The organism is Bacteroidota bacterium (genome assembly GCA_016706255.1).
GTDB lineage: Bacteria > Bacteroidota > Bacteroidia > Chitinophagales > BACL12 > UBA7236.
On record JADJJZ010000003.1, the window covers coordinates 979,747 to 998,610 of the forward strand.

At 37.3% G+C, this 18,864-nt stretch carries 11 protein-coding genes; 8 read left to right on the top strand and 3 right to left on the bottom strand.

Annotation, left to right across the window (positions count from 1 at the left end; genetic code table 11):
• The first annotated feature begins 573 nt into the window (after positions 1 to 573).
• Positions 574 to 2,466 (top strand): menaquinone biosynthesis decarboxylase, encoded by a 1,893-nt coding sequence (locus IPI65_05995; protein MBK7441078.1) that lies wholly within the window; start codon positions 574 to 576, stop codon positions 2,464 to 2,466.
• Between the two features lie 69 nt (positions 2,467 to 2,535).
• The gene (locus IPI65_06000) at positions 2,536 to 3,372 is read left to right on the top strand and encodes a sterol desaturase family protein (protein MBK7441079.1); all 837 of its coding nucleotides are present in this window, start codon (positions 2,536 to 2,538) and stop codon (positions 3,370 to 3,372) included.
• Between the two features lie 300 nt (positions 3,373 to 3,672).
• Here IPI65_06000 and IPI65_06005 read toward each other — a convergent pair whose 3' ends face one another.
• On the bottom strand, positions 3,673 to 5,781 hold the full coding sequence (locus IPI65_06005) for an OmpA family protein (GenBank protein ID MBK7441080.1): 2,109 nt from the start codon (positions 5,779 to 5,781) through the stop codon (positions 3,673 to 3,675).
• A 114-nt stretch (positions 5,782 to 5,895) separates the two neighbouring features.
• On the opposite strand from IPI65_06005, the gene IPI65_06010 reads away from it, so the two are divergent.
• The 3 genes from IPI65_06010 (at position 5,896) to IPI65_06020 (ending at position 10,900) form a co-directional block, all read left to right on the top strand.
• Positions 5,896 to 7,743 carry a PQQ-dependent sugar dehydrogenase gene (locus IPI65_06010; GenBank protein ID MBK7441081.1) on the top strand — a complete coding sequence of 616 codons (1,848 nt, stop codon included), beginning with the start codon at positions 5,896 to 5,898 and terminating at the stop codon, positions 7,741 to 7,743.
• Positions 7,744 to 7,881: 138 nt separating this feature from the next.
• The gene (locus tag IPI65_06015; protein MBK7441082.1) at positions 7,882 to 8,784 is read left to right on the top strand and encodes a fibronectin type III domain-containing protein; all 903 of its coding nucleotides are present in this window, start codon (positions 7,882 to 7,884) and stop codon (positions 8,782 to 8,784) included.
• Between the two features lie 232 nt (positions 8,785 to 9,016).
• On the top strand, positions 9,017 to 10,900 hold the full coding sequence (locus IPI65_06020) for a PQQ-dependent sugar dehydrogenase (GenBank protein ID MBK7441083.1): 1,884 nt from the start codon (positions 9,017 to 9,019) through the stop codon (positions 10,898 to 10,900).
• A gap of 58 nt (positions 10,901 to 10,958) precedes the next feature.
• Here the strand turns inward: IPI65_06020 and IPI65_06025 are convergent, their stop codons facing one another.
• The gene (locus tag IPI65_06025; protein ID MBK7441084.1) at positions 10,959 to 11,624 is read right to left on the bottom strand and encodes a G-D-S-L family lipolytic protein; all 666 of its coding nucleotides are present in this window, start codon (positions 11,622 to 11,624) and stop codon (positions 10,959 to 10,961) included.
• A gap of 230 nt (positions 11,625 to 11,854) precedes the next feature.
• Between IPI65_06025 and IPI65_06030 the strand changes: the two genes are divergently transcribed.
• Positions 11,855 to 14,794, top strand: coding sequence for a T9SS type A sorting domain-containing protein (locus IPI65_06030; protein MBK7441085.1), 2,940 nt, complete (start codon positions 11,855 to 11,857; stop codon positions 14,792 to 14,794).
• A gap of 52 nt (positions 14,795 to 14,846) precedes the next feature.
• Here IPI65_06030 and IPI65_06035 read toward each other — a convergent pair whose 3' ends face one another.
• Positions 14,847 to 16,442, bottom strand: a complete 1,596-nt coding sequence (locus tag IPI65_06035; protein MBK7441086.1) for a hypothetical protein — start codon at positions 16,440 to 16,442, stop codon at positions 14,847 to 14,849.
• Positions 16,443 to 17,375: 933 nt separating this feature from the next.
• Here IPI65_06035 and IPI65_06040 point away from each other — a divergent pair.
• Both IPI65_06040 and IPI65_06045 read left to right on the top strand, forming a co-directional pair.
• Complete coding sequence (locus IPI65_06040) at positions 17,376 to 17,819, top strand: hypothetical protein (protein MBK7441087.1); 444 nt, start codon at positions 17,376 to 17,378, stop codon at positions 17,817 to 17,819.
• Positions 17,820 to 17,849: 30 nt separating this feature from the next.
• Entirely contained in the window at positions 17,850 to 18,419 is a 570-nt protein-coding gene (locus tag IPI65_06045) for a group 1 truncated hemoglobin (GenBank protein MBK7441088.1), read from the top strand.
• The last annotated feature ends 445 nt before the right edge of the window (positions 18,420 to 18,864 follow it).

Sequence of the window (18,864 nt, forward strand, 5' to 3'; positions counted from 1 at the left end):
GTGGTTGGATGGCAATCGGGCTTCGAAATTCGGTTGTTTATTTCTAGGAATAATCAATTGACAGCATCATTGGCTGACACATGGGTCAGCCCCTACGGGAGCTCCGAATGGTGAATTAGCAAATTAGCTGATTAGCAAATTAGCAAATGTGGGTTCGATGGTTGGATGGTAATCGGGCTTCGAAATTCGGTTGTTTAATTAATGATATATCATTTAATTATGAGCCGGGCTAATATTGATTAGCCCCAACAGGAGCTCCGAATGACATTCCTACTCAAAATCGGCTGTTCCATTGGTGCATTGGTACATCGGTACCTTCGCACATTATCAAGAGCTCCGAATAAAATCCTCACTCAAAATCGGCTGTTCAATCAGCATATCAGCACATCAGCACATTAGCACATTAATCGGCTGTTCCATTGGTACATTGGTACATAGGTACATTCGCACATTAATTAAGCCTCCGAATGAAATGCCCACTCAAATTCGGCTGTTTAATTAGCACATCAGCACATCAACACATTAGCACATTAGCACATTAGAACCTTCTTTCCCTACCTTTGTTGTATAATTATGTCATACCGAAATCTACAGCAATTTATCGACCTCCTCGAAAAAGAAGGTGAACTGGTACGTGTTAAAGAATATGTAAATCCCAACCTCGAAATAACCGAAATCGCCGACCGCTATATTAAATCAGATAAACCGGCATTATTATTCGAAAATACCGGAACCGAATTTCCTTTACTCATAAATAGTATGGGTTCTTACAAGCGCATGTGCCTCGCACTCGGCGTAAACGACCTCGACGATATTGGAAACGATATTGAATCGCTGTTCAAAAAAATGACATCCCCAAAAAATAGTTTAATGGAAAAAGTGATGTTATTACCCGAACTCGGAAAAGTAGCATCCTTTATGCCGAAAACAATTAAAGGTAAAGGTGAGTGTCAACAGGTAATTATGCAGGATCCGGACATTACAAAATTACCGGTTATGACCTGCTGGCCTGCCGATGGCGGACCGTTTATTACACTTCCCGTAATTCATACCATCGACCCCGAAAATAATATCCGAAATGTAGGTATGTACCGCATGCAGGTGTTCGGACCAAAATTAACCGGCATGCATTGGCATAAACATAAAGTAAGTGCAGGTCATTTTAATAAATATAAAAAATTAGGTAAGCGTATGCCGGTATCCGTTGCTTTAGGTGGTGATCCGGTGTATACATATTGTGCAACTGCTCCACTGCCACCAAATGTTGATGAATATTTATTAGCAGGTTTTATTCGCAAACGGAAAGTGGAATTGGTAAAATGTATCACCAACGATTTATACGTTCCTGCCGATGCCGATTTTATTATTGAAGGTTATGTTGACCCTGAAGAAGATTTTATTTTAGAAGGGCCATTTGGCGATCATACCGGTTATTATTCTTTAGCCGATTATTATCCTAAATTTCACATCACTTGTATTACACATAAAAAAAATGCTGTTTATCCTTCTACCATTGTTGGTATTCCGCCACAAGAAGATGCGTGGATTGGTAAAGCAACAGAACGCATTTTTATCACCCCAATTAAATTAACCATGTTGCCGGAAGTGGAAGATATGGAATTACCAATTGAAGGTGTTTTTCATAACCTCACCATCGTAAAAATAAAAACTGAATACGAAGGCCACGCACAAAAAGTAATGAATGCCATGTGGGGCGCCGGACAAATGATGTTTAATAAAATATTGGTCATTACCGATAAAATTGATATTCACAATTACGCAACCGTTGCAGCTTATTTAAGCAATAATGTTGACCCTGCCAACGACATTTATTTCAGCGCCGGACCAATGGATGTGCTCGATCATAGCTGCAGCAAATTTGCTTTCGGCTCGAAAGTGTGTATCGACGCTACCGATAAAAATAACGAGACAAAAATGCCTGTCGATACCAAATCGGTTACCATTAATAACGCTGAGCTACAAAATAAATATCCTGAAATAACCGGTATCAATACCGATTTATTAAAAGCAGGATTTTCATTTATTGCCATTGGTGTTAAAAAAAGTAAACCGGCGCATATCAGTTCACTGCATCAGCAACTGGTATTGGAAGAAGGCATCAATCAGGTGAAATTTATTATTTATGTAGATGATGTTGTAGAAGTAAGCGATTTTGGTGTAGTTACCTGGAACACCGCAAATAATATCGACCCGCGTCGCGATATGTTTTTATCGCCGAAAGGGAAATACGGTATTTCTCATTGTAGTATCGATGGCACACGCAAAACAAAAAAATACGATGATTTTCAGCGCGACTGGCCCAATGTTATTGCCATGGACAAAGCAATAATCGAAAAAATTGATGCTGCATGGCCAACCCTCGGGCTTGGAGAATTTTTACCATCACCATCACATAAATATGTCGGTCAGGTAATGAACCCGGGGGCTGTGGTGTTGGAAGATTAATGTTATGCATGCGCATTTAACAGTGCAAATGGTAAAATCTTTTTACCTTAGGGTGCTAAGTCTACTAGTATGCAACAGCTTGTAAATTATTTTGAAACCATTTCCAGCTTACACCGCTCGCTCATTTTATTTGGCGGCATGTTGTTTTTTTATTTGATTGAATATGCAGGTCCTTTATTTAAATTCAATTATAAAAAGCTCAGTCATGCAGGAATAAATCTTGTATTTACATTCACTACAATAATTGTAAATTTTTTATTCGCATTTACGATAGTAAAAATTGGCGACTGGTCTATTCAACATAATTTCGGCATACTCACACATGTACATGTTTCCTTATTCCTATATACCATTGTCGGTTTATTATTACTCGATTTAATTGGCGCCTACACGGTGCATTATGTAGAACATAAAATAAAATGGATGTGGCGTTTTCATCTCATTCATCATTCCGATACGTTTATCGATACCACATCTGCCAACCGACATCATCCCGGTGAAAGTATTTTTCGATTATTTTTTACGGTATTGGCAGTCGGCATTGTCGGCGCACCAATGTGGTTAGTGATGTTATATCAATCGGTTTCTGTAATTCTATCGCAATTTAATCATGCCAATATTAAATTACCATCTTGGCTCGATAAAGGCATCAGTCTGCTCATTGTTTCACCAAACATGCATAAAGTGCATCATCATTTTGTGCAGCCTTACACCGATTCCAATTACGGCAACATATTTTCCATCTGGGATCGCCTCTTCGGCACCTTTAAAACCCTTCCCCCCGACAAAATCCACTACGGCATCGACACCCACATGTCACCACAAGAAAACAACACCCTCGGTAATCTCTTCGCCATCCCCTTCCAACCTTACCGAGCGCCTAAGGGAAGTAAATTTAATGAGTGAAAATTTAATTAATCAAATTGATAATTTCAATCCGACAAATTAGGAAATTATTTTTTTTAACCACAACCCCGATAGCTATCGGGGCACAAAGAAAATACACGCAAAGTGCACGGAGAATTATTCGTATAATCGAATTAATCTCTATTGTAACTCATTAAAATTAAAATGAAATACCATTCGATAAATCCCTCTGCGTTTCTCTGCGTGCTGTTCCTTTGTGAACTCCGTGTTACCGGCTGTTTTATTGGTACATAAACCGGCTGTTTAATTAGCATATCAGCACATTAACTCATTAGCACATTACTCAGACTCTAAATTCATCGTCGCACTAGTAACCTGAAAAGTAGTCCTTCTATTTAATTGATGCAGATATTCGAAATTGTCTTTTTTGGCTTTGTATTTATTGATAAATGCCTCCGTTAATACACTGCCTTTCGGAACAATGGTGCCGTCAGGTAATGTTTCATCGGAGGTTAGGGTGCTTGGTGAACTTTCGCCATACCCTTTAAAGGTTAAACGCTCAGCAGCAATGCCATGGTCAATAAGATATTTTACAACGCTATTTGCGCGACCGCGACTGAGTTTTTCATTATATTTATCAATACCGCGCGAATCGGTATGTGAATTTAACTGAATATTTAATCCGGGATTTTCATTTAACAATTTCACTAATTTATCCAGTTCCGGAAACGATTCAGCCCGCAGTGACGAATCATTATAATCGTAATAAATATTTTTCAGTTTAATTTCTCCCGCTTTTTCGCCGATGGCAATTGGAATTTTATCTAATACCACTTCAGCATAAACAAAAACAGTATCGCCGGGTTTACCTTTAACTGTTTTGGTTGAAGTAAAAGAAGTATTATTAAAATAACCTTCTTTCATACCGGTCAATTTGTAATCTTTTAACGAATCAACCTGAACCGAAAATCCGTTTTCATCTTTTAAATTCCATTTACCTAACAAGGTTAATACATCCGGATAACTTAAAGTTGCAATCGCATTATCCAAAGGAATAGTATCTAATACCGCACTATTTACATCCAGTGAATCACTATATACTTTTTGAAAAACTTTTCCTTCTAACACATAAACCGGTGGCGGTAATTTCTTTTTTGTTTTCACAAACAAATAAATATCATCATCACCCATTCCACCTTTGCGGTTCGATGAAAAATATCCTGCGCTTAAAGTATCACTGTTTACAAATCGTTTTTTATCCAGCAAAATATATCCAAAATCATCAGCACCCGAATTTATCGGATATTCTAAATTTCTAATATTGCTGAATTTGCCATTTTTCCAAGTAGCGGAAAAAATATCCAATCCACCCATACCCGGATGTTTATCGCTCGAAAAATAAAAATTGCCTTCAATATCAAAATACGGAAACACTTCATTACCGGAAGTATTAATAACCTGTCCAATATTACTCGCCGCATCCCAGCCCGATTCCGTACGTTTACTCATATATAAATCTGCACCACCATAACCATCCGGATTTGTTGCTGCAAAAAACAAGGTATTACCATCAGGCGATAAACAAGGTGTGCCAATATTCATCGTATCATCAAAAAACGGCAATGCAATCGGTTCAGCCCATCCGCCATCAGGTTGCAGATTACTCACGTAAATACCACAATAATCATCAACTTTCCTGTCGGTGCTGCCGCAACGTGTAAAATAAACCTCAGTATAATCTTTATTGAATGCTAAAGTGCCATCATTATATTCAGAATTAAACGGACCTTTAAATAATTCAGGTGCCGTAAAACTGTTTGCATCTTTTATATCACTCACATATAAATCATAAAATTTATCGCCCGTCCACGAATCTTTATTTTCACCGGTGCTTGTTTCTCTTGAGGAAGTAATAATGAGTTTATCGTTTTGAAATATAACAGGGTTAAAATCTGCAGTACCACTATTTAGTACCGTTAATTCCGTTACATAAGTATCGCGTTCATATTCATTTTCCTGACGTTGTTTCCATGCAATTGCTTTTTCACTGGCTTCTATTTCTAATGTAATTTCCGGTCTGCGATAAGGCTCTTCCATTAAATACTTTTCAAATTCTTTAAGGGCTTCTTCATATTTTTCCTGCGCTTTAAGCATGAGCGCATAATTTAAAATCGCAATACTTTCATAACCCAAATCGGAAGCTTTGTAATACCACTCAGCAGCACTTTCATAATTATTATTAAAATTATAACTCTCAGCTATCTGATAAGCGAGTTTTGCTTTTTCATCGGGCAATTCTGCGCGGTTATAATCCTTTTGCAGCAACTCAGCCGCAAGTTTATATTTTTTTAATTTATAAGCAGTTGCACCATCCTGAATATTTTCCTGCACCTCACATGCTGCAAAAACAAGGCAAATAGCACCAACAATCAGTATTTTTAACTTCATAAACATCAAGTAAAGTTATAAAACGAAAAGCTATCGCAAATGGTATATCTGTATAAGTTTTGTAAAATCTCCATTTCGGCTTAATTTCATCAGTATTACAGCAAAAATCATTCTATGCGCAACACCTTTACCACCTTTTTTATCTTTTGCGGCCTAACCCTCGCTGCACAGCCCAATTTAGGCGTTCAACTCCGAACTTCAGGTTTTAATGAACCGCTCGACATTGTACATGCCGGCGACTCAAGATTATTCATCGTTGAGCGTGGTGGAACAATAAAAATTTTATACAGCGACAATTCCGTTGCAACCTTCCTCGATATTACTACGATAGTCGGCTCAACCGGCGGTGAACAGGGCCTTTTGGGGCTTGCCTTTCACCCGGATTATGCTTCAAATGGGTATTTCTATGTGAATTATACCGACTTAGCCGGCGATACCCATATTTCTCGTTTTAGTCGCTCCATTGGTGATTCCGAAAGTGCTGATCCTGCTTCAGAGCTCAATTTATTGTTTATGGACCAACCGGCATCTAATCATAACGGCGGCGATTTAAATTTTGGACCGGATGGATATTTATACATTTCAATGGGCGATGGGGGTGGAGCCGGACATAACCGTTCACAGGACATCACGGATAATAAATTGGGAAAAATTTTGCGCATTAATGTAGATGAGGGTATTCCCTATGCCATTCCGGAGGATAATCATTTTGTTGATGCCATTGGCGACGATGAAATTTGGGCTATGGGTTTGCGCAACCCGTGGAGGAGTAATTTCGACCGATTAACCGGTGACCTCTGGATTGCAGATGTAGGCGCAGATAGTTGGGAAGAAATAAATTTTATTGCTCATGATACTGCCGAATTTATGAACTTCGGATGGAAATGTTACGAAGGAAATATGTTGCGTGAAGGTACTTTATGCGATACCATTGTGCCTGATTTCGACTTCCCGGTTTTTGTTTATCCGCATGATATTAATGATGGCGGATTTGCTATTACTGGAGGATATGTTTATCGTGGCACAACATTCCCCGAATTATACGGTAAATATATTTTTTGCGATTATATCAGTGGCAATTTCTGGACATTAGAACCGGATGGTGCCGGCGGATTTATTAATACATTTTATGATTATATCATTGATCATATTACTTCCTTTGGTGAAGATGTAAATGGCGAAATTTTTGCCTGCGTAAATGAAACAGGAAATATTTATCAGGTTGTAGATTTATGTAATGCGTTCAGTGCAAATTTTACTGTTACCAACGCAAATGCACCAACAATAAATAATGGAGCAATTAATTTAAATGTTATTGGCGGAACTGCTCCGTATAATTTTATCTGGAGCAATGGCGCAACAACTGAAGATATTTCCGGATTAAATGCTGGCACTTATGCAGTGACAATTACCGATAACGAAGGATGTACTTTTACCGATAGTGTAATCGTAGAAAATAATTGTCAAGCCGCAACAGGAATAACATCTACCCCAACCGCAACTACAGTATTTATTAATTGGGATGATGTTGGTGCAACAGGATATCGTGTATTATACAAACCGGTTGGTCCGGGAGCATTTACACAAATAAATACACCTGTTTCTTCAATTACTATTTCCGGATTATCACCATCAACTGCATATACATTTAAAATAAGAAATAAATGTCCCGGCGCACCCGGAAGTTTTACCGCAAATGGAAATTTTATAACAGCACCACTAAAGGAAGGGGAATTTGCTGAAACAATTAATATCTATCCAAACCCAAATTCAGGTTTATTTACACTAAGTGGAATCAATAATATAACGGATGTAACGGTAATCGATTTACAGGGAAAATTGCTTGGAACTTACCAAACAACCTCTGATGGTTATCTTGACCTAAATAATATACCGAATGGTATTTATTGTTTGTATTTGCCTGATTATCAGCAATTTATATCATTAATCATCATCAAATAACAATTTATAATTTTAACATATGCAAAAAATTATAAGCAGTTTACAATTTATTAACCATTGATAAAAAATGAAAATTCATCAAATAAATTAGGATTTCAACAGGCTTAAGTTTAGATTTAACATCTAAAACCTACTCAAATGAAAAAATTATTTTTACTCATTTCTTTTTGTTTTGTGTTTATGGCAGCAAAGGCCACTATTCACATAATAAATGTTTCCAATTTTGTATTCAGTCCAAATGCGTTAACAGTAAATTGTAATGATACCATTCAATTTCATCGCGTTAACGGTACACATCCTGTTGTTTCTGAAACCGCTGCCTGGACCACCTTTACCATGAGTGGTGCGTTAATAAACCAGAATATTGTTTTAACCACAGCAGGAACCTACGCTTATTATTGCGATTTTCATGGTGGTGCAGGAGGAACAGGAATGGCCGGTACTATAACAGTTACCTGTGCACCGCCAACCTGTGCAACACCAACCGGTGTAACAAGCACAATGATAACTTCTACATCTGCTAAAATATCATGGAGTGCAGTTGCAGGAGCTACAAAATATCAAATTCAATATCGCCCTGTAGGCACGCCAACATGGCTGAAAAAAAATGCAACAACTACAAACAAAACATTAGTTGGGTTATCACCTGCAACTACCTATCAATACAAAGTAAAAACAATTTGTGCGTTGGGTAGCAGCCCGTTTTCCGCAACACAAACGTTTACAACATTAGTGCTTAAAACTGATGACAGTGGAACAAATTCCGAAGCACCTGCGCAAGAAGAACACGTAACACAAATGGGTGTATATCCAAATCCAAATTCAGGTGAATTTCAGGTGGTCATGATGCACGTGCATGAAGATGATGTGCGCATTAAAGTATATGATATGACCGGTAAATTAATTCTGGAACAACCGGTTACATTAATGGATATGGACTTTGTTGAAAATATAAAATTGCCTGATGGATTTAAAGGTAATGCAATTGTAAAAGTTACTGTCAACGGAAAAGATTATACCAAAGATATTTTAGTGCAATAATTAATTATTAATTTATTTTTAAGGGGTTGATTTAAATATTAACCCCTTTTTTATTTTTCATCATGCCCGCTAAAATTTTCCTGCTAAAGCTTCAGTTCAGGGCCTGTTTTTTCATCAAAACCGCAAAATATTTGTTTTTTTCAAATATGATTGCTTATCTTCGGTTTACTAATTCTTTTCAGGAGATACAACACACTGTAAACTTTTAATCATTAACATTTAAATTTATTGTATGCAAAACAAATTACGCAAATTGCTGACCATTGCAGCTTTGGGTTTGAGCACCGCTATGTATGCTCAGCCTGTACTTGATCTGGAAGTGTTGCCTTCGCCCGGGTTTAATTCGCCGGTTGATATTGCCAACGCTGGTGACAGCCGTTTATTTATTGTTGAACAAGATGGATATATCCGTATTTTAAATACCGATGGAACTTCTTCTTTATTTTTAGATATCGATTCCAAGGTAAAATCTTCCGGCAGCGAACAGGGTTTATTAGGCCTCGCATTCGACCCGAATTATGCCGTAAACGGATATTTTTATGTGAACTATACCAATAATACCGGCACCGGAAATACAGTAATTGCACGTTATACCAGAAACGCAGTTAATCCGAATATTGCTGATGTGGCAAGTGAAGTTATTTTATTATCTATTGTTCAACCATTCACAAATCATAATGGTGGTAATTTAGAATTTGGTCCTGACGGATATTTATATATTGGAACAGGTGATGGTGGAAGTGGTGGTGACCCGGGCAATCGTGCACAGGATATTACCGACCAAAAATTGGGTAAAATGTTACGCATCGATGTGAGCACAGTGCCTTATTCAATACCAGCCGATAATCCATTTGTTGGAATTACCGGAGATGACGAAATTTATCAATATGGTTTACGTAATCCATGGCGTTTTACGTTCGACAGATTAACCGGCGATTTATGGATCGGTGATGTTGGACAAGGTGCTTGGGAAGAAGTTGATTTTCATCAGGCCGGTTCACCTGCAGGTGAAAACTGGGGCTGGCGTTGTTATGAAGGAAATTCAACTTACAACGTAGCAGGTTGCGGTGTAATGGGTGATTATGATTTTCCAATTTATGTTTACGACCACTCATTTGGTGCAGGCGGATTTGCAATTACCGGCGGTTATGTTTATCGCGGAACACAAAATCCCGGAATGTATGGCTATTATATTTTTTGTGATTATGTTACCGGAAACTGGTGGACTACCGTTAGCAATGGCGCAGGTGGATGGATCAGTGCAATGAGTGATTTTGCATTTGATGGTATTTCATCTTTTGGTGAAGGTGTTGATGGTGAAATTTATTGTTCATCATTAAGCAGCGGCGAAATTTATCACGTAGTAGATAAATGTTCAAATATTGATTTAAGTTTTTTAGTAACAGATAATGCAGCACCAACAACTTCAAACGGTGCAATTAATTTAACCGTAACAGGTGGAGTTACACCTTATAGTTATAGTTGGTCAAATGGATCTACAACTCAGGATATTTCCGGTTTACCTTCAGGAACTTATACCGTTACAGTTTCTGATGCACAAGGTTGTAACGTAGAAGGTGAAACATTTGTTGATGATAATTGTACCGGTGCAACCGGATTGGTTGTTACTGCTGTAACGTCAACAACTGCAACAATAGATTGGGACGATGTTGGTGCAACAAGTTATAAAGTATTATACAAACCTGCGGGCCCGGGCGCATTTACCAGTGTGAATGCAGCTACTTCAAATAAAACTTTAACCGGTTTATCGCCAAGCACAACTTATACTTATAAAGTACGCAATAAATGTCCTGGTGCACCGGGTAATTTCACAGTAAACGGAACAAACTTTACCACTAACCCTTTACGCGAAGGTGAAGTTGCTCCGGCAATGGAAATATATCCTAACCCTGGTTCAGGTGTGTTTTATATTGATGGCGTTACCAGTGGCGATTTAATTTCCGTTCGTGATATTGCAGGCAGATTAATTTTATCTACTACAATAAGCGACGATGCATTTATCGACTTATCAGGTAATGCTGATGGTGTGTATTTTGTTGAGGTAAGTGATGAAGGAATAATTATTGCAACAGAAAAAATTATTCTTGCACATTAATTAAATATTTAATTCCAATAAAAAATCCGTGTTTAACTTTAAACACGGATTTTTTATTTTATTGCACCAGTAATGGTTTTACTATTTCCGACCACAACCGGTAACCCTTTCGATTCATATGCAATTTATCTTCAAAAAATAAAGTGATGTCAGGTTGCCCGTCTGCCGCAAGCATTGGCGTAAACACATCCGCATATACAATGTTTTGTTCATTGGCTATAAATGCCTGAACAAGTGTATTGTATGCAAATATTTTACTCATCATACCTAATTTCGACGGACTCGGTTTTAATCCGATATAAACAATTGGTGTTTCCGGATATTTAGCTCTGATGATGCCGTATAATGTTTTAAATCGTTCAAATACAATTTCCGGCGTCACATTATATTCATTCGCAAAATCGTTTTCACCACAATAAATTACAAATTGTTTTGCATCGTGTTTTAAGGCAATATCATTCGCATATTTAATTTGGTCATTTAATGTTGACCCACCAAAACCCCGATTTAAAACAGGATATCCTGCAAAAGAACTATCTAAATCAATCCAGTTTTTTATAGATGAACTGCCAATAAAAACAATTGGATGTTCAGGAATTTTTGAAGTATCATCTGCGTGTTTGTAATAATTTATTTCCGGCTCAAATTTTCCGGCATCCGGTTGTGCTGCAACTTCGCCCTGAATTTTAAATAACAACAGCAAACTTGCAATTTTATATTTCATTTTTTTGAAAAATTGGGATAATGGACGCATTGTGGTAATCAATCAAATTGTGTGCTAATAATAAACTGCAAAATTAACTTAAAAATTGTGTGTTCAACCGCCAAATTTAACAAGGTTTGGCATATAAAATTTGCAGAAAACACGGGTTTTAGTGCAGAAAATTGACATTTTAGTTAACGAAAATTAACAAATTGTCATTTATTTGTTATTTTTAACTAAAATCCACGTTTATGAAAAAAAGCTACTTAAAAATGTTAGTGATAGCCGGCCTGTTTGGCAGCAGTGCGGCTTATGGCCAGCTTGATCCTCCTTGTCTGGTGCCCGGAGCTACTTTATGCGACAACTTTGATGCCTATACTTCCGGCGACCCGCTTGGTCCCGGCGCGTCCTGGTTTACTACCTGGAGCGGAACCGAGGGTGGGGCAGAAGATGGAACAATCAGCTCCGATTATGCCTATTCCGGTGCTAATTCAGCACTTATTCCCGAAGGTGGTTCTACCGATGTTATCTTAAAATTAGGTAACCTGACCACCGGAAAATACCATCTCAACTGGCAAATGTATATACCTGATGGCAACATGGGTTACTACAATATTCAGGAATCTGAAACGCCCGGTGTTGCTTGGAATATGGAAGTGTATTTCGGAAACGTAACTTCAGGTGATGGTTCATTTATTGTTCCTGTTGGTCCTGACTTTACTTATCCTGTTGGTGAATGGTTTTTAGTTGAACATATTATCGACCTCGATGCCAATACCATTGAAGTAAAATTAAATGGCACAACAATTATGTCCGACGTTTTTGCGGGCAGTTTAGGTGCTATCGATTTTTATTCTGCCGGTGTAAATAACAGAATGTATTTTGATGATGTTGTGCTCATGGAAGAATTACCTGCAGAGGCATGTGCAATTCCCGGTGCAATTTTTTGTGATAATATTGATACCTACACTGCCGGCGATGCAGTTGGCCCTTATGCCGACTGGTGGAGCACATGGAGTGGTGTAGAAGGTGGTGCTGAAGATGGCGTTGTGAGCGATGCGCACGCTTATTCAGGAACTAATTCAGTATTAATTCCAAATACAGGTTCTACCGATTGTATTTTAAAATTAGGTGATGCCACAAGTGGTGTTTTACGTTTAGAATGGCAAATGTATGTGCCTTCAGGAAGTTCTGCATATTATAATATTCAGGAATCTGAAGTACCCGGTGTTGCCTGGAATCTCGAATTATATTTCGGCGATATCACCGATGGTCAGGGCGAATTTACTGTTCCTGCTTTAGGCCCAACTTTTTCTTATCCTGTTGACCAATGGTTTTTGGTTGAACATGTTGTTGATTTAGATGCTGATAATATTAAAGTGTATATCAACGGTGTTTTAGTTTTAGATGATGTTTATGCAGGTAGTTTAGGTGGTGTCGACTTTTTCTCATGGTCAGGCACGAACACATATTATCTTGATGATATTTTATATAAACCTGAAGATATTGTTGTAGTTGAACCTTGCGCTATTCCTGGTGCTATTTTCTGCGATAATATTGATACTTATACTGCAGGCGATGCAGTTGGTCCTTATGCCGACTGGTGGAGTACCTGGAGTGGTGTTGAAGGTGGCGCTGAAGATGGTATCGTGAGCGATGATTTTGCAAACTCAGGAACTAATTCAGTATTAATTCCGGGAACAGGTTCTACTGATTGTATTTTAAAATTAGGTGATTTAGGTGGTGGCGTTGTTCGCCTTGAATGGCAAATGTATGTGCCTTCAGGAAAAACTGCTTATTACAATATTCAGGAAACTGAAGTACCGGGTGTTGCATGGAACCTCGAATTATATTTTGGTGATGTAACCGAAGGTCAGGGCGAATTTACTGTGCCTGCAGCAGGACCAACTTTTTCTTATCCTGTTGACCAATGGTTTTTAGTTGAACATGTTGTTGATTTAGATGCAAATAATATTAAAGTTTATATCAACGGCGTTATGGTTTTAGATGATGTTTATGCAGGTAATTTAGGTGGTGTTGACTTCTTCTCTTGGTCAGGTACTAACACCTATTATCTTGATGACATTTTATATAAACCTGAAGATGTAGTTGTTGTTGAACCTTGTGATGTTCCCGGTGCTGTATTTTGTGATAATATAGATACGTATCCGATTGGTGCTTTAGGTCCTAATGCAGACTGGTGGAGCACTTGGAGTGGAACTGAAGGTGGTGCTGAAGATGGTTTGGTAAGTACTGATTATGCTTATTCAGGAACAAATGCAGCATTAATTCCTGAAGGTGGTGTTACCGATGTTATTTTAAAATTAGGTAACCTTTCAAGCGGAAAATATAATCTTTCATGGCAAATGTATGTGCCAAGTGGAAAACATGCTTATTATAATATTCAGGAAACTGAAGTGCCCGGTGTTGCATGGAATGCAGAAGTGTATTTCGGTTTAGCAACTGCCGGAACAGGTGATATTACTGTACCTGCTGAAGTATCGTTTACTTATCCCGCAGATGCATGGTTCCTTGTTGAACATATTATTGATATGGATGCAAATACCATTGAAATTAAAATTAATGGCACCTCAGTTTTATCAGAAGTATATGATGGTAATATGGGTGGTGTTGATTTTTATTCTATAGATGCAGATAATCGTTATTATTTAGATGATATCGTTTTAATGCCTATGGAACCTGTTGATTTAAATACTTATTATGCAGATGCCGACAGCGATACTTATGGAAATCCGGATGTATCAATTACCGTTGCAGGTGATGCACCTACAGGTTATGTTGAAAATAGTTTAGACTGTGATGATACAAATCCTGATATTTATCCTGGTGCTACTGAAGTATTAAATGGAAAAGATGACGATTGTGATAATTTGATCGACGAAGGATTAATCAGCATCGAAGATTTAAATGCTAATGGTATCGCAGTAAATGTATTCCCTGTTCCTGCAAATAACGAAGTGACTATCGAAATTATGAGTTTAATGAGTGGTAATACTGCTACATTCGAAATTTATAATACAACCGGTCAGTTAGTTTATGCTGAACAACTGGTGTTAAGCAACACCACAATCACAAAACAAATTAATATTGAATCAATGAGTTCAGGATTATATTTGGTTAAATTAACTTCAGGTAAAACTGCTGTTAATAGTCAGATTGTACAACATTAATTGCGTTAGAAAATTCAATTTAAACCACTGTCTGCAAAGGCAGTGGTTTTTTTTAATTTATTATTACCCGTTGAAATTTCCCGCCAACAATCTGATAAACAATTCCGTCGATAACAATTCGGTCGCCTTCAACCATTGTGGCTAAATTTTCAATATCCTGATCAATAGTATAAACACTGCCTTTATTTGCTTTCGCGAAATTGAGATAGTCTATATTAATACCGTAATTGGTGCCGCATAAAATTATTTTCACAGGCTTATTTACTTTACTTAATAATTCCATATCTCTTGGTGTGGCATAATTATCTGCAATCATAACAATCGTTTCCGCATCCGGATATTTTTTTAATGCAGCAATCAAGGCTTCTACATTATTTTCAGGTGCATCGCCACCGCTGCCATTTTTCATGGTAGTTTGCACCATTTGTTTTACATCCTGAATGGAACCGGCCTCACCCAAATAAATACCGCCCGTGCTGCCTTTTATTTTTGCGAAATCCGGTTTGTTGTTACCATCATTAAAAAAACAAAAATAATTTACTTTATTTTCGTTATTATATAACATTAATTGATACCATAATAATATTTGTGCAACGTATGGCGACATACTTCCTGTTAAATCTGCCACAACTAGCATTTCTTCCCATTCTTTATGTCGTTCCATTACATTTAATACGGTAGAATCATATAGCATCATTGTAGATATATCGTATGTTAATTCAGTTGCCGGTGTGCGGGGACATGTATTGAGCAATTTTGCCGGACTAACGGTTACAACACATTGATGGTTTTTATTTCCATCTGCATAAAACCGAAATCGTATTTTATATAAATATTGTGCTTTGCCACTAATAAATTTCGATTTATTAAAATCACCTAATTGCTGAAGTGCATTATATACTGCCGTTGTAAAAGCAGTGTCCAAATATCTATTGTCAATAGTGAAACTATCAATACTACCATATTCTGAAACATACAATTGTGTTACAATGGTGCCATTAATATCTTTTCTGCGTTTTATTTCCGGAAATACAATAGTATTCGTTAGGTTGGTTTTTAATTCGCCGCGTACACTACCATAAACCGGAGCACTAGGTAATTTTTTATCGTAAACTAATTGTTGAAATTCAGTAAAACAACCGGGCGGTACTTTTTCGGTAATTTTTTCAAATACAGAATCAACATAAGCAGTTTCCGAACCAGCAAAAGGAATTTCCATAGCCGGCATAATAGTAATAATAAATCCATGAAAATATTGAATCGCCTGCGTGGTATCTGTTGCTTTGGTTTGTTCCAGTAAAACCCATTTTACATCCGGCTCAAATGCATCCGGTAAAATACCATTTAAATTTTCGAGACGAATTTTATTTAAAGCCTTTTGCTGAAACGTTTCACTTTGTCTGTATTGCGTGTATACCAATTCCACTTTAATAATTTTATTGGCACGAATTAATCCCATGCCAATAGTATCTTTTATTGCATCTTCCGCAAATGCAGAGGTAATATAAATCTTATTAAAATTGTCGTAATTCTTAACAATTTTAGGAACTAAAACCGGTTTAAGATTAACAATAGAATCAATTGTCGCAGATTGACCGATCAGGCAGAAATGGATACATACAGCAAGCAGCGTACACAACGATTTCATGGCTAAGGTTTTGGAAATAACGAAAATCTCCCGGAAAATAGTATATGCGCGCACTCAACCAAATCTAAGCTGCAGCGAACAACTCATTCCTCATCAAACATTTTTGAACCACCTTAAAACAGCCGAAACCACAAAGGTCGCAAAGAAACAGCCCACAGAGAAAAGGAAGAGGGATTTATCAAATAAAATTAATTTTTAATCTAAATGAACAACTATTACAATTAATTTGAATATACGAACAATTTCTCCGTGAACTTTGTGTGTATTTTCTCCGTGGTCTTTGTGGTTTCGGCTGTTATTATAATTATCTATTTTATAAAAAATGAAAAATAAAAAACCCTAATTCCAAAGCCAATAATTAACTTCTATTCCTTCATTTTTCAACCCCCATAAAACAGCCGAAACCACAAAGGGCACAAAGAAACAGCCCACAGAGGAAACACAGAGCGAATAATCAAATAAAATTAAATTTTTATTTAACGGAACTACTATTACGATTAATTCGAATAAACAAACAATTTCTCCGTGAACTTTGTGTGTATTTTCTCCGTGGTCTCCGTGGTTTCGGCTGTTAAAAAATGTTCAATTAATAAAAAATTAAAAATATAAAACCCTAATTCAATCTATAGCAAAACCACTCATCCCTCATGTGAGCGCAGCGAACAACTCATTACTCATAGCTCATTACTCATTTTTGGCGTTTGCCGCAGTACAATCTATCCTCCAAATCCCATCCTGTCTGGCGGCACCGGGTCTTCCGCTGCAACCCCTTTTCCGAGGCGGACAAAGGGGGTTTCCGCTACAACCCCTAACGCAATGCGGTGGTAGCATGAACATACATCTCTAAAAGCCCATTACCACTGCATTTCACATTAATAGTAGTGCATTAAATCCAATCGAACTTTATTTACGTATGTAGTAGAAACAAACAAAATGAAGCGGAAAATCATAAAATGGAGTTTAATTACAGCATCAGTTGCCGTGATATTATTCCTTGCATTAGGCATACACTTGTATTATGTAACTGATAATTTTTATCAGAATCAGCGCAGTGGTCCGCAATTACAATTGGGCAGAATAGATTTTAAACAACCAATTGATTCAATACAAGCTGCCGATTTGCAAACAAAACTGAAACAAGTTCCCGGTGTTCAAAAAACATATTTTAATATCGAAGATCAAATTTTGGTGTATTCATTTTACAATACAGAACAAAGTGCCGATAAAATATTTGCTTCATTTAATGCAGGAAATATGGTTCCCGCAGAAAGATATATTGTTGCTGAGGAAGACAAAATGAAAGGTTGTCCGGCAATGAGTGGCAAAGCACAAAGCGGATTATTGCTGGTGTATCAAAAATTATTTTCAATTTTTTAATTCAACAAATACTAACCTAAAATTACAATTATGATTAAGAACAAAATGTATTTAGTGGTACTCGCAATGGCTGCCACTTTATTTTATACTTCCTGCAAGGAAGATGAAACACCGGACCCAACACCGGTAACACCATCGTTATACACCAGAGTTGGTGGAACAACATTAGTTGATGATCCTGCTGCACCCGGAACAATGATTGAAGCTGGAAGATTAACCCTGCGTTCAGTAGTAGACTCTTCAATATTTGTTATTGCAGCAGATCCGGAAATGGCAGCATTTTTTCCTGTATTGTTAGGAGAAGTAACCGGTGGTGATTTTTCAGGATTTGTTGCATTAAGCGATAATTTCACTGACTTTTTGTGTTCAGCAACAGGCTCAACAAATCCTGATTATGCCTACATTGGTTTAAGCATGACAGCAGCCCACGATCCCGGCACAAATTCACGCATGGGTATGGCAGCAACCGATGCCGATTTTGATGCATTTATCGGCGACATCGCCATTGGTTTATCTCAAAACGGCGTAACCGACACCGAACTCATCAACGACCTCGTTGAACTCCTCGAAACCACCAGAGCCGACATCGTTCAAATGTAAATATCACGGGTAATTATATATAAAAGCGATCATGTGAATGGTCGCTTTTTTTTTGTGTGTGTGGTCAATTATTTTTTAACAAATATGATTTTTAAAAGAAAATACCTATCTTGAGTTTATTGGGATCCAAACTGCCTTTTTTTTAATCTTTAAAATCAGTTTAATCCACGAATGAAATTATTTTAAATTTTATCATCTGTAAGCTTAAATAAGGTAGGTGATTTTCCAGCCTCCTGAACAAGCTCAAAAATTAAGCAACAATGACATTTGGATTTTGAGAACATTTTCAAAACTCAACATTTTCATTAACAACTAATATGACATCGTTTATGTAGAAATGATTGCGCTCTTCAAGCACACTAACGAAGTGACTTTTAGAAATCGCGCTACCAAACCTCGTTTGGCCAACGTGGCTATTATGATAACTCAGAGCTGCTGATATAGG

What these genes read in the sequence shown, in the direction of transcription:
- IPI65_06035 (MBK7441086.1), bottom strand. Translation starts at nt 16,442, where the DNA reads ATGAAATCGTTGTGTACGCTGCTTGCTGTATGTATCCATTTCTGCCTG.
- IPI65_05995 (MBK7441078.1), top strand. Translation starts at nt 574, where the DNA reads ATGTCATACCGAAATCTACAGCAATTTATCGACCTCCTCGAAAAAGAA.
- IPI65_06020 (MBK7441083.1), top strand. Translation starts at nt 9,017, where the DNA reads ATGCAAAACAAATTACGCAAATTGCTGACCATTGCAGCTTTGGGTTTG.
- IPI65_06015 (MBK7441082.1), top strand. Translation starts at nt 7,882, where the DNA reads ATGAAAAAATTATTTTTACTCATTTCTTTTTGTTTTGTGTTTATGGCA.
- IPI65_06045 (MBK7441088.1), top strand. Translation starts at nt 17,850, where the DNA reads ATGATTAAGAACAAAATGTATTTAGTGGTACTCGCAATGGCTGCCACT.
- IPI65_06010 (MBK7441081.1), top strand. Translation starts at nt 5,896, where the DNA reads ATGCGCAACACCTTTACCACCTTTTTTATCTTTTGCGGCCTAACCCTC.
- IPI65_06030 (MBK7441085.1), top strand. Translation starts at nt 11,855, where the DNA reads ATGAAAAAAAGCTACTTAAAAATGTTAGTGATAGCCGGCCTGTTTGGC.
- IPI65_06040 (MBK7441087.1), top strand. Translation starts at nt 17,376, where the DNA reads ATGAAGCGGAAAATCATAAAATGGAGTTTAATTACAGCATCAGTTGCC.
- IPI65_06025 (MBK7441084.1), bottom strand. Translation starts at nt 11,624, where the DNA reads ATGAAATATAAAATTGCAAGTTTGCTGTTGTTATTTAAAATTCAGGGC.
- IPI65_06000 (MBK7441079.1), top strand. Translation starts at nt 2,536, where the DNA reads ATGCAACAGCTTGTAAATTATTTTGAAACCATTTCCAGCTTACACCGC.
- IPI65_06005 (MBK7441080.1), bottom strand. Translation starts at nt 5,781, where the DNA reads ATGAAGTTAAAAATACTGATTGTTGGTGCTATTTGCCTTGTTTTTGCA.